19 protein-coding genes and 1 riboswitch are annotated in these 19,557 nt (G+C 60.5%); of the genes, 6 read left to right on the forward strand and 13 right to left on the reverse strand.

Going from position 1 to position 19,557, the window contains the following annotated elements:
- Window positions 1–52: 52 nt before the first annotated feature.
- The gene (locus BSU04_RS21805; RefSeq protein WP_089162559.1) at window positions 53–565 is read right to left on the reverse strand and encodes a winged helix DNA-binding protein; all 513 of its coding nucleotides are present in this window, start codon (window positions 563–565) and stop codon (window positions 53–55) included.
- Window positions 566–750: 185 nt separating this feature from the next.
- On the opposite strand from BSU04_RS21805, the gene pxpB reads away from it, so the two are divergent.
- The 5 genes from pxpB to BSU04_RS21830 all read left to right on the forward strand — a co-directional run bounded on the left by pxpB (window position 751) and on the right by BSU04_RS21830 (window position 5,127).
- Window positions 751–1,404: a 5-oxoprolinase subunit PxpB gene (gene pxpB, locus BSU04_RS21810; protein WP_089162560.1), complete on the forward strand. Its 654-nt coding sequence runs from the start codon at window positions 751–753 to the stop codon at window positions 1,402–1,404.
- Complete coding sequence (locus BSU04_RS21815; protein WP_089162561.1) at window positions 1,401–2,432, forward strand: biotin-dependent carboxyltransferase family protein; 1,032 nt, start codon at window positions 1,401–1,403, stop codon at window positions 2,430–2,432. Before pxpB ends, BSU04_RS21815 begins: the two co-directional genes overlap by 4 nt.
- A 17-nt stretch (window positions 2,433–2,449) precedes the next feature.
- Entirely contained in the window at window positions 2,450–3,202 is a 753-nt protein-coding gene (pxpA, locus tag BSU04_RS21820; RefSeq protein ID WP_089162562.1) for a 5-oxoprolinase subunit PxpA, read from the forward strand.
- A 252-nt stretch (window positions 3,203–3,454) separates the two neighbouring features.
- Window positions 3,455–4,174: a DUF969 domain-containing protein gene (locus BSU04_RS21825; RefSeq protein WP_089162563.1), complete on the forward strand. Its 720-nt coding sequence runs from the start codon at window positions 3,455–3,457 to the stop codon at window positions 4,172–4,174.
- Window positions 4,171–5,127 (forward strand): DUF979 domain-containing protein, encoded by a 957-nt coding sequence (locus BSU04_RS21830; protein WP_089162564.1) that lies wholly within the window; start codon window positions 4,171–4,173, stop codon window positions 5,125–5,127. The genes BSU04_RS21825 and BSU04_RS21830 overlap by 4 nt, the downstream gene beginning before the upstream one ends.
- Before the next feature lie 15 nt (window positions 5,128–5,142).
- Here the strand turns inward: BSU04_RS21830 and BSU04_RS21835 are convergent, their stop codons facing one another.
- The 11 genes from BSU04_RS21835 to BSU04_RS21885 form a co-directional block, all read right to left on the reverse strand.
- Window positions 5,143–6,252, reverse strand: coding sequence for a TraB/GumN family protein (locus BSU04_RS21835; protein WP_089162565.1), 1,110 nt, complete (start codon window positions 6,250–6,252; stop codon window positions 5,143–5,145).
- Window positions 6,245–7,249: a peptide ABC transporter ATP-binding protein gene (locus BSU04_RS21840; RefSeq protein ID WP_089162566.1), complete on the reverse strand. Its 1,005-nt coding sequence runs from the start codon at window positions 7,247–7,249 to the stop codon at window positions 6,245–6,247. Before BSU04_RS21840 ends, BSU04_RS21835 begins: the two co-directional genes overlap by 8 nt.
- Window positions 7,246–8,241, reverse strand: a complete 996-nt coding sequence (locus BSU04_RS21845; protein ID WP_089162567.1) for an ABC transporter ATP-binding protein — start codon at window positions 8,239–8,241, stop codon at window positions 7,246–7,248. The genes BSU04_RS21840 and BSU04_RS21845 overlap by 4 nt, the downstream gene beginning before the upstream one ends.
- 2 nt (window positions 8,242–8,243) lie before the next feature.
- Window positions 8,244–9,161, reverse strand: a complete 918-nt coding sequence (locus tag BSU04_RS21850; RefSeq protein ID WP_089162568.1) for an ABC transporter permease subunit — start codon at window positions 9,159–9,161, stop codon at window positions 8,244–8,246.
- Window positions 9,162–9,165: 4 nt separating this feature from the next.
- Window positions 9,166–10,176: an ABC transporter permease subunit gene (locus BSU04_RS21855; protein ID WP_089162569.1), complete on the reverse strand. Its 1,011-nt coding sequence runs from the start codon at window positions 10,174–10,176 to the stop codon at window positions 9,166–9,168.
- 113 nt (window positions 10,177–10,289) lie between these two features.
- The gene (locus tag BSU04_RS21860; RefSeq protein WP_089162570.1) at window positions 10,290–11,924 is read right to left on the reverse strand and encodes an ABC transporter substrate-binding protein; all 1,635 of its coding nucleotides are present in this window, start codon (window positions 11,922–11,924) and stop codon (window positions 10,290–10,292) included.
- Window positions 11,925–12,360: 436 nt separating this feature from the next.
- On the reverse strand, window positions 12,361–13,200 hold the full coding sequence (metF, locus tag BSU04_RS21865) for a methylenetetrahydrofolate reductase [NAD(P)H] (protein ID WP_089162571.1): 840 nt from the start codon (window positions 13,198–13,200) through the stop codon (window positions 12,361–12,363).
- 38 nt (window positions 13,201–13,238) lie between these two features.
- A complete protein-coding gene (locus BSU04_RS21870) occupies window positions 13,239–13,589 on the reverse strand; it encodes a phage holin family protein (protein ID WP_031364155.1) in 351 nt (116 codons plus the stop codon).
- A gap of 87 nt (window positions 13,590–13,676) precedes the next feature.
- Window positions 13,677–15,098 (reverse strand): adenosylhomocysteinase, encoded by a 1,422-nt coding sequence (gene ahcY / locus BSU04_RS21875; protein ID WP_089162572.1) that lies wholly within the window; start codon window positions 15,096–15,098, stop codon window positions 13,677–13,679.
- A gap of 33 nt (window positions 15,099–15,131) precedes the next feature.
- Window positions 15,132–15,266: riboswitch (S-adenosyl-L-homocysteine riboswitch) on the reverse strand.
- 107 nt (window positions 15,267–15,373) lie between these two features.
- On the reverse strand, window positions 15,374–16,096 hold the full coding sequence (locus tag BSU04_RS21880) for an LrgB family protein (RefSeq protein ID WP_089162573.1): 723 nt from the start codon (window positions 16,094–16,096) through the stop codon (window positions 15,374–15,376).
- 17 nt (window positions 16,097–16,113) lie between these two features.
- On the reverse strand, window positions 16,114–16,602 hold the full coding sequence (locus tag BSU04_RS21885) for a CidA/LrgA family protein (protein WP_089162574.1): 489 nt from the start codon (window positions 16,600–16,602) through the stop codon (window positions 16,114–16,116).
- 121 nt (window positions 16,603–16,723) lie between these two features.
- On the opposite strand from BSU04_RS21885, the gene BSU04_RS21890 reads away from it, so the two are divergent.
- Entirely contained in the window at window positions 16,724–17,677 is a 954-nt protein-coding gene (locus BSU04_RS21890; RefSeq protein WP_089162575.1) for a LysR family transcriptional regulator, read from the forward strand.
- 115 nt (window positions 17,678–17,792) lie between these two features.
- Here BSU04_RS21890 and BSU04_RS21895 read toward each other — a convergent pair whose 3' ends face one another.
- Window positions 17,793–19,484, reverse strand: coding sequence for an OmpA family protein (locus tag BSU04_RS21895; RefSeq protein ID WP_089162576.1), 1,692 nt, complete (start codon window positions 19,482–19,484; stop codon window positions 17,793–17,795).
- Between the last annotated feature and the right edge of the window lie 73 nt (window positions 19,485–19,557).

The raw sequence follows: 19,557 nt of genomic DNA on the forward strand, positions 1-19,557 counted from the left end.
CCCACCACCCCCACCTCCGCCCGGCCAAACCCTACCAGTGCGAACGAAAACCCTATAGCGAGGCTGCGGCCCGTGCCGCCGTATCGTAGAGGCCGGACGCATTTCGCAGCAGTTGCGCCGCCTCGCCTATCTGCTCGTTGGTCAGCCCGCTCTCCTTCAACGTGCTGATCAAACAACTCTCCCGCACCTCGCGGTACTTCGCGCACAACTCCCGCCCCGTCGGCGTTGCGGAAAAGAACACTTCCTTGCCCACTTTTTCGCTCTTCACGTATCCCCGCGCCATCAGCTTCTTAATGGCATAGCTGGCAACGTGCGTGTCCTCTATATTGAGAACAAAGCAGATATCGGCAATCTTTTTCTTCCGGTCACGATGGCTTACATGATGCAGCAGCGATACTTCCACCGCCGTCATGTCCTTTGCGCCCGCCGCCGACATGCATCGAACCATCCAGCGGTTGAACGCATTGCTGGCCATGATCAGGCCATATTCGAACTCGGACAACTCGGCGCTCGTTTCAGAGACGAGATGCTCTGACGAAACGATCTTGGTCGGATGACGGGGCATGGATATCTGTGCGGAACAATATGTCGGCGAGTGTAGCGTATCGAAAGAAATTCACCGCCACATCTAAATTCTTATTGATAATTTGTCGATAAATTATTGACAATGTACATTCCTGAGCTAGCGTCGAGACGGCTTCTCTTTCGCCTTTCGTTCAAGCGCGCGCTCGATTACCGGCAAAACCCAGCATGACACCACCCAAAATTCACCCACTCGGCGACACCGCGCTTGTATGCGAAGCGCCCCCGCCCGCCACGATCGAATGCCAGCGCCGAATGTGGGCGCTCGCCGACGCGGCGCGCCTGTGGCCGCACGTCGTGGAAGTCGTGCCGGGCATGAACAACCTGACGCTCGTCTTCGATCCCCTCCAGGCCGACCCCGCCGACCTCGCGAGCCGCATGAAAAACGCGTGGGAGCAAGCAGCGGAAGTCGAGGTGGGCACAACAGAAATCGAAATTCCCGTGCGCTATGGCGGCGCTGACGGACCCGATCTTGCCTCGCTGGCAAAGTCGCTCAACCTGAGCATCGATGAACTCGTGAAGCGGCATACCCAAGCCGACTACATCGTATTTTTCCTCGGCTTTCAGCCCGGCTTTGCCTACCTCGGCGGCCTCGATCCCACGCTGCACGCGCCACGTCACCCCAAACCGCGGCTGGAAGTGCCGGCGGGGTCGGTGGGTATCGGCGGGGAGCAGACGGGCATTTATCCGGCGGTGTCGCCCGGTGGCTGGCAACTGCTCGGACGCACGGATCTCAAGCTCTTCGATCCCGCCCGCCACCCGCCCACACTCATGCAACCCGGCGATCACGTGCGTTTTTCCGCGCTGGAGGTGCTCGCATGATCGACGTCATTCGCGCCGGCATGCTCTCCTCCGTGCAGGATCTTGGTCGCGCGGGGTATCGGCACCTGGGCGTCAGTTCGGGCGGCGCACTCGACGCGTTGTCGCTGGAAATCGGCAACCGGATCGTGGGCAACAAGCCGGATGCGGCCGGCATCGAACTGACGCTCGGACCCACCACCTTGCGCTTCACGCGCGCCACGCGCGTGGCAATAACAGGTACGGATTTCGCTGCAACGCTGGACGACAAACCTGTCTATTCGTGGTGGAGCCTGCCGGTCCAGGCCGGCCAGGAATTGACGCTGCGCGGCGCCAGGCACGGCATGCGCGGTTATGTATGCGTAGCCGGCGGTATCGACGTTCTGCCCATGCTTGGTTCCCGTAGCACTGACCTCGGCGCGTGTTTTGGCGGTCTCGGCGGCCGCGCGTTACGCGACGGCGACCGTTTGGCCACGGGCGTGCCGCAGCCGAACAAGAGCGTCGCGTTTTCATCGGCGGGAACGGCCTTTGGGGTTAAAGCGCCCGCGTGGTGCAAGTTCGTATACGTGGAAGAGCCGGTGCGGCGCGGCAAACACACGCCGGGCAATTCATGGTCGCTGCCGATCCGCGTGTTGCGCGGTCCCGAATACGAGACCTTCACGAAGACGGCCCAGCGCGACTTCTGGAACGAGGAATGGACGATCACGCCCAACAGTAACCGCATGGGTTTCCGGCTTGCCGGCACGGTCCTGGAACGCGGCGATAAAGCCGACCTGCTATCCCACGCCGTGTTGCCCGGCACGATTCAAGTACCGCCGAACGGTCAGCCGATTGTGCTGATGGGCGATGCCCAGACCACTGGCGGATATCCAAAAATAGGCTCGGTGATCAAGGCCGACCTGTGGAAGCTCGCGCAAGCGCGGCTCAACAGCGGTGTGCGCTTTATCGAAACAACGGCGGAAGCCGCGCGTCATGCGCTGGCGGAAGAGCGCATGTATGTGAAACAGGTCGAATCGGCTATCGCGATGCACGCGGAACGCCTCGGCCGGTGAGTGAACAAGGAACGAAGATGGAAATCGATCTGAACGCCGATCTCGGCGAAGGCATGGGCACCGACGAAGCACTGCTCGATCTCGTGAGCTCCGCGAATATTGCTTGCGGCTGGCATGCGGGTGGGGCCACTGCCATGCGCGATTGCGTGCGCTGGGCAGTCGCGAAGGGTGTCGCCATTGGCGCGCATCCGAGTTTCAACGACCCGGAGAATTTCGGCCGCAAGGAAATGGATATCCCCGTGTACGACATTTACGCGGGCGTGCTGTATCAGTTGGGCGCGCTGGCCGCGATCGTGAAGGCCGAAGGTGGCCGCTTGTCGCACGTGAAGCCGCACGGCGCGCTGTATAACCAGGCCGCGAAAAATCCGGAAATTGCCGACGCGATTGTCGCGGCGATTCGTGATTTCGATCCTTCGCTGCTCGTGTTCGGGCTCGCGAACAGCAATCTCGTCGATGCCACGCGCAAGGCGAACATGGTGGCTATCGAGGAAGTTTTTGCGGACCGCGGATATCGGGCAGATGGGTCGCTCGTGCCGCGCAAGGATCCCGGCGCGTTGCTCGAGGACGAGGAAGCCGTGCTCACCCGCACGCTGGCAATGGCAATGGAGCATCGCGTCCAGGCGGTCAGCGGGGAATGGGTGCCGATCAACGCGCAGACGGTCTGTCTCCACGGCGACGGCGCGCACGCGCTCGCTTTCGCCAAGCGCATTCGCGAGGCGCTTGAAACGGCGGGTATCGAAGTTCGTGCTGCCCATGCGGCCGAGGTTTGATGAACGGTCATTAGCGGTTTTGTTGCATCGGATGATTAGCGCTTTCTGACTTGTTGTTTGGCTCCGTGCCACGCAACGAGTCGAATCGACGCCTCAATGAACCTGAATGCCTCGCGTATTGGCGGGGCGTTTTCGTAAGCGGCCGCAGAGCCGTTTTATCAAGCCAATGGAATGGCCCGCTCGAAGCAAGCGGTCCGTCCGGCGATGGAAGAAGCCCTTACCGGGGCATTACCCCGATCACTTGGAGATCTTATGGGAACCGCTGTCAACCTATGGCCACTGATAGGTGTGGCCGTCATCATCGTGGGGTTTATCCTGCGCTTCAATCCGATGCTGATCGTGGCCGCCGCTGCGATCATCACCGGACTCGCTGCGCACTTCCCCATCGATCGCATCCTCACCGCGATCGGTACGGGCTTCCTCAAGACGCGCAACATCCCGCTCATCATTTTGCTGCCGCTGGCCGTGATCGGTTTGCTGGAACGGCATGGCCTGCGTGAACGCGCGCAAATCTGGATTTCGGGCATCAAGGCGGCAACCGTTGGACGTCTGCTGATCGTCTATTTGCTGGTTCGCGAATTGACGGCGGCAGTCGGGCTGACCGGTCTCGGCGGACATCCGCAAATGGTCCGGCCGCTGCTCGCGCCCATGGCCGAAGGCGCGGCGGAAACACGCTTCGGCAAGCTCACCGCCGAAACCCGTTTCAAGCTGCGCGCTTGGTCCGCCGCGACCGATAACGTCGGCCTGTTCTTCGGCGAAGACATCTTCGTTGCGTTCGGCGCAATCGTGTTGATGACAACCTTCCTGAAGGAAGCGGGCATCGTGGTCGAACCGCTGCACGTCGCCGTCTGGGGTATCCCCACCGCGATCTGCGCATTCCTGATTCACGGCTTCCGGCTGTGGCTGCTCGATCGACGGCTGAATCGCGAACTCGGCGCGTTGACCAAAAACGTTCGCGGAGAAACCGCATGACGCTCACGCTCAACTATCTGTTCTATCTGCTGGGTATCGTGCTGGTGGTTGTCGCCGGCATGATCTACGTCGACAAGAAGCATCCGCGCCGCTTCACCACCGGAACATTCTGGCTCGTGTATGCGTTGATTTTCCTGATCGGCGACTGGCTGCCGGCCAATGTGGTCGGCGTGCTGGTTGTTGGCATGGCGTTGATAGCAGGCTTTGGCGGCGTCACGGCCGGCAAGCCCAAGATGCTCTCCGATGAAGCGCGCCGCAAAAGCGCCCTGCGTCTTGGCAACAAGCTGTTCGTGCCGGCGTTGACCATTCCCGTGGTGACGGTGGTCCTGACGCTGGGAGCGAGCTACCTGGTGTTCGGCGGCAAGCCGCTGCTCGATCCAAAGAACGTCACGCTGATGGGTTTTGGCATCGGCTGTATCGTCGCGCTGGGTGTGGCCTGCGTGATGACGCGCGATACCGTCGGGCAATCGATGAAAGAAACGCGCCGTCTGGTCGACGCGCTTTCATGGGCCGCCGTGCTTCCGCAAATGCTGGGCATGCTGGGTCTGGTGTTCTCGGACGCGGGCGTGGGCAAGGCCGTCGCGCACGTGACAACAGCGTACGTGAACCTCGATTACCGTCTGGTCGCGGTGGCCGTGTATTGCGTCGGCATGGCGCTTTTCACGATGGTCATGGGCAACGGCTTCGCGGCGTTCCCGGTGATGACGGGCGGCGTCGGCGTGCCGATCCTGGTTGGCGTATTCCACGGCAATCCGGCAACCATGGTCGCGATCGGCATGTTCTCCGGCTACTGCGGCACGCTCATGACGCCGATGGCCGCGAACTTCAACATGGTGCCGGCAGCGCTGCTGGAACTTCCCGATAAGAACGCGGTGATCAAAGTCCAGATTCCGACGGCGCTGTCGATGCTGATGGTGAATATCTTCTTGCTGAACTGGCTGATGTTCCTGTGATGCAAAAGCGTGGGTTCAAGCCGGATCCACCACGAACCCACGCTTTCTGAGCAACGCCAGCACGCCCCGGTTACCCCCGAGATGCAGCGCGCCGATAGCCATGAACACCGGCTTGTTCGGCGCGGCCATCGCCACCACTCGCGCCGCGAATCGATAATTCCGGTCGACCACCACGCGATTATCGATCTGCCTGGCAAGCTGCTTCGATCGCGCCAGTTTCTCCGTCTTGGCGTCGTCCCACGCCTTCAGCGCATCGGCGTCGCCAATACGCCATAACCGATGCAACTCCTTCACATCGGCAACGTTCTCGGCCGGTGTCTGCACCAGATCCTGCGCGAGCATTTCCCGTTGCTGCGCCTGCGTGAGCCGCGTGAACGCGGATATCTGTTCGTTGAGCGTCTCCAGCCCGATCACCCGCCCGCGCGGCCGCAGATACACGTTCTGCAACTGCGTCTCCGTACCGAACCCGGTCTGGAATCCGGCCTTCAAGGTATCGACGGTTTCAACCAGCATCGACGCCAGCCATGGCCGCGACCGGCTGATATCGTCGAGCATGGCGGGGTTGCCGCGCATGCGTGTTTCCACCTTTTTCCACAGCGCATCGGGCAGATATCGCGAGAGGCACGGCGTCCGGCACGCGCCGTATTTGCTGACCTCATCTGCCGACACGAGCAGGTCGTCGGGGGAGATTTCCAGCGCGAGCGTGGGCGATGCATCGAGCGCGCCGAGGATCGGCTTGCGAAACGGTTGGCTCGCGGGATAGTCGTCGGCAAAACCCACGTGCAGCGTACCGAGCACGTAGATAGTGACCTGGCCTTTGGTCGCGACGTAGAACGGCATATGCGCCGGCTGCGCCTGCACCGGACCACTGGCGGTGGTCCCGTCGGAACGATCTATATCGGGGGGAGCCGGACGCGCAGGCGGCACGCTTAAACCAGGCAACGAGCCGGGCACCGAACCGGATGCCGTGGGCGGCACGACGGCGCCCGGCGGCGAGCGCGCGCCGGTCACAGCGAAAGCTAAACGCGGCGCGAGGCAAAAAACAGCCAGGATTGCCGCCACCGCCACAGCAAAACCCGCAGCAAAACGGCGCGCAACCTGCCGCGCCGTTTGCGGTTCAGGCATCGATCTCCCCGACTTCCTCGGCGCGATGACACGAGACGTGCCGCCCATCGACGAAACGCAGCGCCGGTTCTTCCACGCGGCATTTATCGATTGCATACGGGCAGCGCTGATGAAATGTGCAACCTGATGGAGGGTTAAGCGGCGAAGGCATTTCTCCCTGCAGCCGGATCTTGATGCGCCGATCTTCTTCAAACAAGGCAGGCGTCGCCGACATCAGCGCGCGCGTGTACGGATGACGCGGCCGTGCGTAGATCGTTGCCTTGTCGCCAAGTTCAGCAACACCGCCAAAATACATCACCATGACGTCATCGGCGATATGTTCCACCACCGACAAGTTGTGCGAGATGAACACATAGCTCGTACCGAACTGCTGCTGCAGATCCATGAACAGATTCAGAATCTGCGCCTGAATGGAAACATCCAGCGCGGACACGGGTTCATCGGCCACCAGGATCTGCGGATCGAGAATCATCGCACGCGCGATAGCAACCCGCTGGCGCTGCCCGCCCGAGAACATGTGCGGATACCGCGCCGCGTGTTCGGGCCGAAGCCCAACCGTGCGCATCATGTGCGCGATACGCTCGGCGCGCTCGCTGGACGACAGCTTCGTGTTGATCGCGAGCGGTTCGCCCAAGGTCTGCTCGACGGTTTTGCGCGGATTCAGCGACGCAAACGGATTCTGGAACACCATCTGCACGCGTTGCCGCAAGTCGGCCACCTTCGCGCGGCTCGCGTTCGCCACATCTTCGCCATCGATCAGCAAACGCCCGGACGTGGGCGCTTCGATCATCGTCAGTTGACGCGCGAGCGTCGATTTGCCGCAGCCGGATTCGCCCACCACGGCAAGCGTCTTGCCGCGTTCAAGCGAGAACGACACGCCGTTCAACGCCTTGACCGTGCCCTGCTGGAACATGCTGCGCTTGACGCTGTAATGCCTGGCCAGTTTGTCGGCGACGAGGACGATGTCTTTAGAGAAAGTCTCAGGAACGGCATTCATCGCGCGCCTCCATGTTCTGCCACGAGTTCCATGTTCAGCGGCTTGATACAGCGTGCGCGCACTGCCGGATCGTTCGGGGCGAGTTGAAAGAGCGCCGGCCGCGCCTTGCGGCAATCGTCCACGGCGTAGCTGCAGCGGGGGGCGAATAAGCATCCGACCGGACGATCATCGCGGCCCGGCACCATGCCCGGCAAGGCCGCGAGACGCTCGGCGCCGCGGCTATGTTCGGGAATGGCGGCCAGCAAGGCTTCCGTGTACGGATGATGCGGTTCGCTGAAAATGGTCGGCACGTGATTCGTTTCGATAATCTCGCCCGCATACATCACGGCCACGCGCTGCGCAACTTCAGACACGACCGCAAGATCGTGCGAAATCAGCACGAGCGCCATGCCGCGCTCCTTCTGCAACTTGACCAGCAACTCCATGATCTGCGCCTGGATGGTGACGTCGAGCGCGGTAGTGGGTTCGTCGGCAATCAGCAGCTTCGGATTGCAGGCAACCGCCATCGCGATCATCACGCGCTGGTTCATGCCGCCGGACATCTGGTGCGGGAAGGCATCGATACGGCTCTTCGCGTCGGGAATCCCCACTTGATCGAGCAATTCCAGCGCGCGTTGCTGGAGCTTCGCGCCCCTCAGGCCTTCGTGAAGTCGCAGCACTTCCTTGATCTGATACCCGACCGTATAGCTCGGATTCAGGCTCGACAGCGCATCCTGGAAGACCATCGCAATGTCCTTGCCGATAATCTTCCTGCGTTGCCGCGCCGATGCCTTCAGCAAGTCGACGCCGTTGAACGTGACCTGATCGGCGGTGACAATGCCGGGTGCATCGATCAAGCCCATGAGCGCCATCATCGTGACGCTTTTGCCGGAACCCGATTCGCCGACAACGCCGACCACTTCGCCGGGTTTGACGGACATATCGATTCGATCAACCGCCGGGAGTCCGTTAAAGCTCACGGCGAGATTGCGGATGGTTAGAAGATCGCTCATGTTCAGGCCATCCGTTTGAGTTTGGGATCGAGTGCATCGCGCAGCCCGTCGCCGAGCAGGTTGATCACCAGGACCGAAATCAGGATGGAAAGCCCAGGCATGGTCACGATCCACCACGCACTTTCGATGTAATCCCGCGCCGACGCGAGCATTGCGCCCCACTCCGCCGCCGGCGGTTGCACGCCGAGGCCGAGAAAGCCGAGCGCGGCGGCATCCAGAATGGCGGACGAAAAGCCCAAGGTTGCCTGCACGATCAGCGGCGCGGCGCAGTTCGGCAGCACTTGCGAGAACATCAGCCGCACGGTACCGGCGCCTGCCACGCGTGACGCCGTCACATACTCGCGCTGCAATTCACCAAGCGCAGCGGCACGCGTCAGACGCACATAACCCGGCAACGCGACAATCGCGATGGCGAGCATGGTGTTCATCAGCCCCGGACCAATAATCGCGACCACTGCAACCGCCAGCAGCAGAGAAGGCAGCGCGAGCAGCACGTCCATGATGCGCATGATCGGCGTATCGGCCCATTTCTGGAAAAACGCCGCGATCAACCCGAGCACAATGCCCGGGATCAGCGCCAGCACCACCGACACAAAGCCGATCCAGAACGACAGCCGCGCGCCGTACATCAGGCGGGAGAGGATGTCGCGGCCGGCTTCATCGGTGCCCAGAACGAAGCGCCAGTTACCGCCATCGAGCCACGCGGGCGGGATCTTGACGTTGTCGCGATATTGCTCGATCGGGCTATGCGGCGCGATCAGCGGCGCAAAAATAGCGATGAACACGAGAATCAGCACGATCGCGCCGGCCACCACTGCGCCGCGATTGCGCGAGAAATTGGCCCAGAATTCCCGGCCGGCGAGGAAGCGGCCACTCGGGACGGGGATCAACGCCCCAGGATTGTTTTGGATATCGGCCATGGGCTTACCTCGTGTGGCGAATGCGCGGATTCAGCACGCCGTACAACAAGTCGACGACCAGATTCACAAAAATAACGAGCGTCGCGATCATCAGGATGCCGCCCTGCACGACGGGATAATCGCGCCGGCTGATGGCGTCGATGAGCCACTTACCCACGCCCGGCCACGAGAACAATGTCTCGGTCAGCACGGCGCCGGCGAGCAGCGTGCCGACCTGCAGGCCGATCACGGTTACCACGGGAATGAGCGCGTTACGCAGCGCATGCACGATCACCACGCGTCCCGGCGCGAGCCCTTTGGCGCGCGCAGTGCGGATGTAATCCTCGCGCAGCACTTCGAGCATCGATGAACGTGTCATCCGGGCAATCACGGCGAGCGGAATGGTGCCCAGCACAATGGTCGGCAGAATCAGATGACTGACGGCGGACTTGAACGCGCCTTCATCGTCGGAAAAGAGTGCGTCCCACAGCATGAAGCCGGTACGGTGCGGAATGTCGTATTCCACCGCGATACGTCCTGAAACCGGCGTCCATCCCAGCTTCGCGGAGAAGAACATGATGAGGATCAAGCCCCACCAGAAGATCGGCATGGAGTAACCGGTGAGCGCGGTGCCCATCACGCCATGATCGACGACCGTGCCGCGCTTCAACGCAGCGGCAACGCCGGCAGGCAGCCCGATCACCAAAGCGAAAATCATCGCGCAGATCGCGAGTTCGAGCGTCGCCGGAAAGCGCGCCATGAACTCGCCCATCACGCTGGTATTGGTGATGATCGACATGCCGAGATCGCCTTTCAGCGCGTGTCCGACATAGTGAAAGTATTGAACTGGAAGCGGCAGGTCGAGCCCGAGCCGCTTCATTGCTTCGGCATGCATGGCCGGGTCCACGCCGCGCTCGCCCATCATGACTTCAATGGGATCGCCCGGGATCAGGTGGATTAACGCGAACGCCAGGATCGTGATGCCGATGAACGTCGGGATCACCATGCCTATGCGCCGCAGAACGAATCGGAACATGGTTCGTCTCTTTGGGGAGGAAAAATGCGACCGGCGACGCGGGCTTGTGACCCTTGTCGCCGGACCTTTTCGACTAGTTCTAGTTTTGGTGCATAAAGCGTACCGCTATCAGCTTACTGCACGCCGACGCCGTCGAAACGCAGGTAACCCAGCGGCTCGATCTTCATGCCGGTCACCTTCTTGCTCGTCGGCTGATAGACCGTGGAGTGAGCGATCGGCGAGAACGGCAGTTGATCAGCGAAGATTTGCTGCGCTTGCATATAAGCCTGCGTGCGCTGCGCCTGATCGGACGTATTGCGGCCCTTGATCACCAGGTCGTTGAACGGCTTGTAGCACCAGTGCGAGAAGTTGCTGCCGTTGACCGCTTCGCAACCAAGCAGCGTGCCGAGCCAGTTATCCGGATCGCCGTTGTCGCCCGTCCAGCCAATCAGCATGGCATCGTGTTCGCCTGCGTGGCCGCGCTTGATGTACTCGCCCCACTCATACGACACAATATTCGCCTTCACGCCAATCTTCGCCCAGTCGGCCTGGATCATCTCGGCCATCAGACGTGCGTTCGGGTTATACGGACGCTGGACCGGCATGGCCCACAGGTTCATTTCGAAACCGTTCGGGAAACCCGCTTTGGCGAGCAGCGCCTTGGCTTTGGCGGTGTCGTACGCCTGAACCTTCAGGTTCTTGTCGTAGGACCATTCGGTCGGCGGCATCGGGGCAACGGCGGATTGACCCGCACCTTGATACACCGACTCAATGATCGCCTTCTTGTTGATCGCCATGTCCAGCGCGCGGCGTACATCGACGTTCTCGACGTTCTTCTTCGTCGTGTTGTATGCCACGTAGCCTTCGTTGAAGCCCGGTTGCGACGGCGTGTCGATGTTCGTATCGGCCTTCAGCGGTGCAATGTCAGCCGGACGCGGATAGCTCATCACCTGGCATTCGTTGCTCTTCAGCTTTTGCACGCGTACGGCGGCGTCCGGCGTAATCGAGAAAATCAGCTTCGAGATCTTGACTGCGCCTGGCTTCCAGTAATCAGGATTGCCGTCGAAACGGATGGTCGCGTCTTTCGTGTAGCTGCGGAAAATAAACGGACCCGTGCCGACCGGTTGCTGGTTGATGTCCGATGCCTTGCCCGCTTTCAACAGTTGCTGAGCGTATTCATCCGACTGGATCGACGCGTATTCCATCGCCATGTTCTGGATAAACGGCGCGTTGACTTCTTTCAGCGTGAACTTGACCGTGTACGGATCGACTGCCTCGACCTTCGTGATCAGCTTGTCCAGGCCCATGTCCGTGAAATACGGGAACGACGCCGGGTAAGCCTTGCGGAACGGCTGGTTCGGATCGAGCATGCGGTTGAACGTGAAGAGCACGTCATCCGCGTTGAATTCACGCGTCGGCTTGAAGAACGACGTGGTCTGGAACTTCACGCCATGGCGCAGGTGGAACGTGTAGGTCAGGCCATCAGGCGATACATCCCACTTTTCCGCGAGGCCCGGTTCCACTTTCGTGCTGCCGCGCTCGAATTCCACGAGGCGGTTATAAACCGTGAACGTATTCGCGGTGAAATCGGTGCCCGTCGTGTATTGCGCGGGATCGAAACCGGCCGGGCTGCCTTCTGAGCAGTAAACGAGCGTTTTGTTGGGAATGGGTGCTGCTTGAGCGACGCTCGCGGTTACGAGCGAGGCCGCGACGGCGGCGCTGAGTGCCATCGACAGACGAGCGGCTCGTAACAGGCCAATTTTCTTCATGTTTCCTCCAGGATCGATGCCGGCTAAAACCAGCGTAGCGCGATATTACTGAGCTTTGCCGGGGGGAACAAGGCGACGAAATTCCCTATGGGAAATAGCGTCTGCGCGGGTGTCCGGCAAGCCAGGCAACAGGGTTGAAAAGGCCGTTTTTTCGCTTAACTTCGTCGAGTTATCGGGTTTTTTCGTCGATTCAACGCGTTTTTCATCGATTTACCCTTAGTCGGCAAACTCACGCGCGACGGCAAATTCGGGCGCTACCGTAGCACGAAAGAAATGTAAATTTAAGCTAAAGATCAGGATTGTTGCGCGCCAAAAACATGAGTCCATCATGTTTCGTTATGCACAATGTTTCAAGGTGATTAAACAGCAGGGAGGGTAAATACGAAAACCGCGATGAGAACCGCGCGGCGAATGCCGCGCGGGTAAACCAAAGACATCAGGCTTCAGGCAACGCCAACCGCTCGCAAATCGTCTTGCTTGCGGCCGCGCCGTTCAGCGTATAAAAATGCAGCCCCGGCGCGCCTTCCTTCGTCAGCCGCTCGCACAAACCGGTCACTACATCCAATCCGAACGCGCGGATCGCTTCTTTGTCGTCACCAAAACTTTCCAGGCGGCGTGCAATCCACTTCGGTACTTCCGCGCCGCACATCTCGGAGAAACGCATCAGCTGCGAGAAATTCGTGATCGGCATGATGCCCGGCACGATAGGAATATCGACACCCAGCTTCCGGGCGTCGTCGACGAAACGGAAATACGCGTCCGCGTTGAAGAAGTACTGCGTGATCGCCGAATTCGCGCCGGCCTGCACCTTGCGCACGAAGTTATCCATGTCGGACTTGGGCGAGCGCGCCTGCGGGTGATATTCCGGATACGCCGCGACTTCAATGTTGAACCAGTCGCCGTGCTCGGCGCGGATAAAGCCCACCAGTTCCGACGCGTACCGCAACTCGCCGACTTCGCCCATGCCCGAAGGCAAGTCGCCACGCAACGCGACAATGTGACGAATGCCATGTTCGCGATAGGCGCCAAGAATGGCCCGCAGACTCTCCTTCGACGACCCGATGCACGACAAATGCGGCGCCGCCTCGAGTCCCTGCTTCATCATCTCGACGACGGTATCGAGCGTGCCTTGCTGCGTGGAGCCGCCCGCGCCGAACGTCACGGAGACGAACTTCGGGTTGAGCGCCTTGAGCTGCGCGCCGGTTGCGCGCAATTTCTCGATTCCTTCCGGCGTTTTCGGCGGGAAAAACTCGAATGAGAGTTCGATGGGTTTCATGGGAAGAGTGGAACGCGCGCGCGAAGGCATTCGCGTTCTTAGAAGTTGCGCTGACCGAGGATCAGCGCCGACAGCAGCCAGGACACGATGCTGTACAGAATCGAGCCGAAGAAAGCCGACCAGAAACCCGATACCTCGAAGCCTTTGAGCAACGAAGCGCACAGCCAGAAACACAGCGCATTCACAACGAGGATGAACAACCCGAGCGTGAGAATGGTCACCGGCAGCGTAAGCAGCACCAGCAACGGACGCAGGAACGTATTGATCAGCCCGAGCACGATCGCGACGATCAGCGCGGTGCCGAAACTGCGAATGTGAATCGACGGCACAAGGTAAGTGATGATCAACAGCGCGAGCGCGTTGATCAGCCAGGTCAGCAGCACGGACATCGATGGTCTCCTGGTACTTGAAGTTTCACGCGCATGGGCTTTTCCAAACCCATGCGCGTGCAAAGCGCTACGACAACACAGCCGCGATCAATAACGGTAGTGATTCGGCTTGAACGGACCCATCTTGTCCACGCTGATGTAGCTGGCCTGAAAGTCCGACAGCACGGTCAGTTCAGCGCCAATACGGCCCAGATGCAGGCGCGCAACCTTTTCATCAAGGTGCTTGGGCAAAACGTAGACCTTGTTTTCGTACTTGTCGCCGTGCACGAACAATTCGATCTGCGCGATCGTCTGGTTGGTGAACGATGCCGACATCACGAACGACGGGTGGCCCGTCGCGCAACCCAGGTTCACCAGGCGGCCTTCAGCCAGCAGGATGATGCGCTTGCCGTCAGGGAAAATGATGTGATCGACTTGCGGCTTGATGTTGTCCCACGTGTACTGGCGCGTGGAGGCAACGTCGATTTCCGAGTCGAAGTGACCGATATTGCAGACGATTGCGTTGTTGCGCATCGCCTTCATGTGGTCATGGCCGATCACGTGAAAATTGCCCGTAGCGGTCACGAAAATGTCGGCCTTGTCGGCGGCATATTCCATGGTCACTACGCGGTAGCCTTCCATGGCTGCCTGAAGCGCGCAGATCGGGTCGATTTCCGTGACCCACACGGTTGCGCCCAGACCGCGCAGCGATTGCGCGCAGCCCTTGCCCACATCGCCGTAACCGGCGACGACCGCGATCTTGCCGGCGATCATGACGTCAGTGGCGCGCTTGATGCCGTCGACCAGCGATTCACGGCAGCCGTACAGGTTGTCGAACTTCGACTTCGTGACCGAGTCGTTGACGTTGATGGCCGGGAACGGCAGGCGCCCTTCCTTTTCCATCTGATACAAGCGATGCACGCCCGTCGTGGTTTCTTCCGTCACGCCTTGAATATGCACGAGGCGCTTGGAATACCACGTCGGGTCGATGTCGAGGTGAGCGGCGATCGACTTGTACAACGCGACTTCTTCTTCGTTTTCCGGCTTGGCAATGACCGAGCGGTCCTTTTCTGCCTTCGAGCCGAGGATCAGCAGCAACGTGGCGTCGCCGCCGTCGTCGAGGATCATGTTGGCGAATTCGCCGTTCGGCCATTCGAAGATGCGGTGGGAGAATTCCCAGTATTCGTCGAGCGATTCGCCCTTGAATGCGAACACCGGCACGCCGCCTTGGGCAATTGCCGAGGCCGCGTGATCCTGCGTCGAGAAAATGTTGCACGATGCCCAGCGGACATCCGCGCCGAGTGCTGTCAGTGTTTCGATCAGCACGCCGGTCTGGATGGTCATGTGCAGCGAACCCGCGATACGCGCGCCCTTCAGCGGCTGCGATACCTTGTATTCCTCGCGCGTTTGCATGAGGCCGGGCATTTCCGTTTCAGCGATGTTCAGTTCCTTGCGGCCCCAGGCAGCAAGAGACATATCGGCGACGACGAAATCTTTGTTGGTGTTTGAATCGAGAACTGCGGCGTTCATCACGCCCTCCTTTCTAAATGGAAATATAGAAATTTGACGTGAGCGCCGTTCGATGCGGTGGTTCAACAAGCGCTTAATGGTGCAAAAGCGCCGGTCAATCCGTCCGATTGAAAGCTTCGAGCCTGGCGGCCTTCGTTGTTGAAAGCCGTCGCAACGCTCCTCGAAGCGAAATCGGATTGTAGCAAATTGGGATGGAGGGAGCACGTTTGAGCGCGGGCTTTGTTTTGCCCGCGCCCGCAGCAAATCCGCGCGTGCGGACGACCCTCCCGCGCGCCCTAGAACGGCAAAAATGCCAATGCTGGCGCCAGTAACACCATGACGACGCCGGCGATCATCATCGTCAGGCTGGCGACTACGCCCTCTTCACTGCCGAGTTCGCGCGCTTTCGCCGTGCCCACGCCATGCGCCGCCGCGCCAAAAAGCGCGCCACGGGCGAGTCGCGAGCGCAACGGTACGAACGCCAGCACGATCTCGCCGAACAGCATTCCGACCACGCCCGTCGCGATTACGAACAACGCGGTGAGATCCTTCGGCGCGTGAAGCTTGTCGGAGACAGCGAGCGCAAATGGCGTCGATACCGATCGAGTAGCGAGGCTACGCTGCAATTCCGGCGACAAATGCAGCAATTTCGCCAGCATCAACGAACCGCCGACAGCCACCAGGATCCCAACCGTCACGCCCACCGATAACGACAACCAATGCTTCCTCAACAATTGCCGATATTCAAAAATCGGCACGGCGAACGCAACGGTAGCGGGCCCGAGCAGCCACATGAGCCAGTGGGTATCGGCGAAATAAACGGGGTACGGAATGCGTGCGCACAGCACCACAGCGACCAGCGCCGCCGGAACCGTCAGCATGGGCGTGAGCCAGGCGCGCGGACAACGGGCGTAAAGGCGCTTCGATGCGAAATACAGCACCACCGTCAGCACGAAACATCCCGCCGCGATCGGACGCGCGGCGGCATCGGCGAATAGGAAGTCGTAGAGATGGGTCATCGCGATGGCAGCGAACGTCAGGCGCGGAGGCGCGTGCGCCGCGCAGCCGTTATGCGGCGCAATTCCAGCCAGCGTTCGAGCCTGGAAGCCTGTTCCACGGCAAATGCCACGGCCACCATGACCATCAGCGTGCCGAACACCACGACCAGCGCCAGGCGCCAACCGTTTTCCCGGAACAAACCACCGTATTGAACGGCGGCAACCGCGGCAGGGATAAAGAACAGCAGCATGTCGGTGAGCAACCAGTCCGCGCCGGCCTTGACCCAACGAGGCGCAACGCCGCCGCAAAACAGCAGCATCAGCAAGATCAGCAATCCCACGACACCGCCCGGCACAGGCAAATGGCAGGTGCGCGCAACGAAATCCGCGGCCAGCCAGATTGCCGCAATTCCAGCGCTCTGCAGCGCAATACGTGCAAACCGGCCGACTGCACCGCGCGACTGAGCGGCAACGCCCGCGCTGGCGGAACGGGTCGATGCAGGCAAAACCTCGGCAGGAATGAACATGACAGGCTTTTCAACACTCTAATAAGGGTTAACCTTGAGACGAATATAACGCGTACTACAACATAATAAAAATGACTTAAACTTATCAAATGCATTCCAATCTGGAATTCAAGGAATCTGTATGGAATTGCGATCGTTGCGATATTTCGTCGAAGTCGTGAAGCAAAAAAGCTTCACCGGCGCTGCCGAGAAAATGTTCGTCACGCAGCCGACCATCAGCAAGATGGTGAAGTCGCTCGAGGACGAAATCGGTTCGCCGCTGCTGCTGCGCGAGAGCCGCCAGATGGTGCTCACCGACGCCGGCCAGATCGTCTATCAGCGTGGACTCGAAGTACTGGCGGCACACGCGCAACTCGAAGCTGAACTCAACGATCTCGGCAAACTTGGGCGCGGCACGCTCACTATCGGGATTCCGCCCATGGGCGGATCGCTGTTCACCCCGGCCATTGCCACGTTCAAGAAGCGCTATCCGAAGGTGGAGTTGAAGCTGTTCGAACGTGGCTCGAAAGCGATCGAGGCGGCGTTGATCGACGGCGAAATGGAGCTCGGCGGCGTGCTGCAACCGGTCGATCTCGCGACCTTCGACGTGCTGCCGATCAGCCGCCAACTACTCTGGCTCGTCGCGCCAAAGGGTTCTCGCTGGGATTCGCTGGTAGATGTGCCGCTCGCCGATCTCGCGCCGGAACCGTTCGTGTTTTATGGCGAAAGCCTCGCGTTATCGGACCTCGTGCTCAACGCTTGCCGCGAAGCCGGGTTCACGCCGGCGATCGTGGGGCGCAGCGGCCACTGGGATTTCATGGCGGCGTTGGTGCAGGCGGGCGTGGGTATTGCGTTGCTGCCCGCGCCGTATTGCCGGCGGCTCGATGTCAACGCATTCACCTGCCGGCCGGTGGTCGCGCCAGAAATTCATTGGGACATGGCCGTGGGGTGGCGCCGCAACGGCTATTTGTCAAACGCGGCACGTGCGTGGCTCGAGGTCGTGCGACAAACACTACCGGCCAATCTCGGCGATGACTTCCTGCAAGGCCCCGCTGACCGATTTCCGGCGCGCGTGCGCAACGCCGCGACGAGGTAGCGCGTCAGGTAACGAGTCACTCAGCGCCAAAAAAACACCCTGTACCGCTCGCGCGGGACAGGGTGTTTTTTGCTGCCAGGCCGGTGCCGAACCTTCGCGGCGTCCGGTCAGGCGATCATTCCTGCACTGAGAAGTCGATCCGGCGGTTCGCGAAACGTCCGCTGGCCGTTGCGTTGTCCGCGATCGGATTGGCGTCGCCAAAACCTTGGGCCGTCAGCGAATCAGCAGAAACGCCATGCTTCACAAGGACCGCACGCACTGCTTCCGCACGCTTCTTCGACAACATCAGGTTCGTACTCGGCTGGCCGACATTGTCGGAATAACCGCCCACGTTCAGCTTGACCGTCTTGCCCTTCGTCTCGCACGCCTTCAGCACTTCTGCCGATTTCGCCAACGCCAGTTGCGCGTCTTGCGGCGGCACGTCGGAACCCGTACGGAAATTGATGACTTGCAGGTTCAGCACCTTGGTGACATCGGCGGCCGAGCAATCATCGCTCAACGACGAGAACGCGCTCATGAACGAGTCCTTCGCGCTTTGGACTGCTTGCGTGACGTTGAAAGTACCGATGGTAAAGCCCGCGCCGAACAACGTCTTCAGCTTGTCCATCCAGCCGTTGCGCACATCTGCAGCGGTACCGCTCAACTCGATCTTTTCACCCGACAACTTGGCTTCAGCGCCCGGCAATTGCATCAGCGGCAACAGGCCGTCGAGCTTGTCGAGCCAGCTAGCCGGCTTGGTGTCCGGGTCAACGGCAATGGTCGCGTTCAGATGGTCCGCGCCGAACTTCGCCGTCAGTGCGGCAAGCAGCGTGGCCTTCTCTTCTTCGCTGCCGACCGTTGCGTGAATGGTCGGAGCGCCAAGCTTGTCGACGGTGAACGTCAGCAGCGCATCCTTGGTAGGCGCGGGTGCGGCGGCAGGCGCCGAAGCCGGTGCAGGTTCGGAAGCAGGTTCCGACGCCGCTTCAGCAGCAACCGCCGGGGTCGATGTAACCACGGGCGCTGCGGCGGACGCTGCAACAGGAGCCGCAGCGGGTGCCGGTGCGAGCGGCGTCTGGTTGACGCAGCTTCGGCCAAACAGCAACGCAAGCAACGCGAGAGCGGCGGCGACAGCCAGCCACCACCATTTCTTCGATCGAGCCTTCTCTTCCACCACGATACGGTCGAGCGAAGGGTTGACGGCCGGCGATGCGCCGACTGTTGACGGGTGTTCAAGATGCGACGACACCGCTTTCATCTGCGCCCCAACGCCGGACAGGAAACTAGCCGCACCGCCCAGACCCAGCGCGCTGGCTACTTCTTCCGTCATGCTTGCCTTCACCATCGGCAACTGATGGCCGAGCAGCGTGGGCAACTGACCGACATTGCCGCCGGACTTCGTGAAGTAATGCTTTAGCACGCCGAACAATGCAGCCGTGACGATGCCGCCCAATGCATGCGTGGCGCCAACCGATACGCCTGTCTTCGATGCCACCGCGTTGCTCAACGCGTTCACGCGTTCTTCGGACGCCACGCCGCTCGCGAGTCGCGTACCCGACGCGAGCAACGATTGCAGGCCGTCGCCGTGGACGAGTTGCGGCAGCATATCGACGATATTGGCGTTCGCATCCGGTGACATGATCGACGCGAACAAGCCGCGCGCGCCTTCAGGCGATGCGGCTTTGTTCATCAGCGACCCGACGAGTGCCGGCGCGATCATGCCGACCACGCGCTTCGCCGCTTCGGGAGCGACGCCCAATTTTGTAGCGAGTTGTTGCAACACGCTTTCGGTCAAAGCGCCCTGTACTAGCTGAATAACATTGATGCTCATTTAAATTGCCTTTTCCTTACTTGCGTGAATTCACTAACTGCCCAGATTGAGCGAAGCGGATTATAGATTCGGC

Origin of the sequence: Caballeronia sordidicola (assembly GCF_002220365.1) — a bacterium.
In the GTDB taxonomy this organism is placed as follows: Bacteria; Pseudomonadota; Gammaproteobacteria; order Burkholderiales; family Burkholderiaceae; genus Caballeronia; species Caballeronia sordidicola_C.

Bases quoted from the DNA above. Each gene is read 5' to 3' on its own strand.
- BSU04_RS21805 (WP_089162559.1), bottom strand. From the start codon at position 565: ATGCCCCGTCATCCGACCAAGATCGTTTCGTCAGAGCATCTCGTCTCT.
- BSU04_RS21870 (WP_031364155.1), bottom strand. From the start codon at position 13,589: ATGTCCGTGCTGCTGACCTGGCTGATCAACGCGCTCGCGCTGTTGATC.
- pxpA (WP_089162562.1), top strand. From the start codon at position 2,450: ATGGAAATCGATCTGAACGCCGATCTCGGCGAAGGCATGGGCACCGAC.
- BSU04_RS21840 (WP_089162566.1), bottom strand. From the start codon at position 7,249: ATGAATGCCGTTCCTGAGACTTTCTCTAAAGACATCGTCCTCGTCGCC.
- pxpB (WP_089162560.1), top strand. From the start codon at position 751: ATGACACCACCCAAAATTCACCCACTCGGCGACACCGCGCTTGTATGC.
- BSU04_RS21850 (WP_089162568.1), bottom strand. From the start codon at position 9,161: ATGGCCGATATCCAAAACAATCCTGGGGCGTTGATCCCCGTCCCGAGT.
- BSU04_RS21815 (WP_089162561.1), top strand. From the start codon at position 1,401: ATGATCGACGTCATTCGCGCCGGCATGCTCTCCTCCGTGCAGGATCTT.
- BSU04_RS21830 (WP_089162564.1), top strand. From the start codon at position 4,171: ATGACGCTCACGCTCAACTATCTGTTCTATCTGCTGGGTATCGTGCTG.
- BSU04_RS21895 (WP_089162576.1), bottom strand. From the start codon at position 19,484: ATGAGCATCAATGTTATTCAGCTAGTACAGGGCGCTTTGACCGAAAGC.
- BSU04_RS21880 (WP_089162573.1), bottom strand. From the start codon at position 16,096: ATGACCCATCTCTACGACTTCCTATTCGCCGATGCCGCCGCGCGTCCG.
- BSU04_RS21855 (WP_089162569.1), bottom strand. From the start codon at position 10,176: ATGTTCCGATTCGTTCTGCGGCGCATAGGCATGGTGATCCCGACGTTC.
- BSU04_RS21860 (WP_089162570.1), bottom strand. From the start codon at position 11,924: ATGAAGAAAATTGGCCTGTTACGAGCCGCTCGTCTGTCGATGGCACTC.
- BSU04_RS21885 (WP_089162574.1), bottom strand. From the start codon at position 16,602: ATGTTCATTCCTGCCGAGGTTTTGCCTGCATCGACCCGTTCCGCCAGC.
- BSU04_RS21835 (WP_089162565.1), bottom strand. From the start codon at position 6,252: ATGCCTGAACCGCAAACGGCGCGGCAGGTTGCGCGCCGTTTTGCTGCG.
- BSU04_RS21845 (WP_089162567.1), bottom strand. From the start codon at position 8,241: ATGAGCGATCTTCTAACCATCCGCAATCTCGCCGTGAGCTTTAACGGA.
- BSU04_RS21890 (WP_089162575.1), top strand. From the start codon at position 16,724: ATGGAATTGCGATCGTTGCGATATTTCGTCGAAGTCGTGAAGCAAAAA.
- ahcY (WP_089162572.1), bottom strand. From the start codon at position 15,098: ATGAACGCCGCAGTTCTCGATTCAAACACCAACAAAGATTTCGTCGTC.
- BSU04_RS21825 (WP_089162563.1), top strand. From the start codon at position 3,455: ATGGGAACCGCTGTCAACCTATGGCCACTGATAGGTGTGGCCGTCATC.
- metF (WP_089162571.1), bottom strand. From the start codon at position 13,200: ATGAAACCCATCGAACTCTCATTCGAGTTTTTCCCGCCGAAAACGCCG.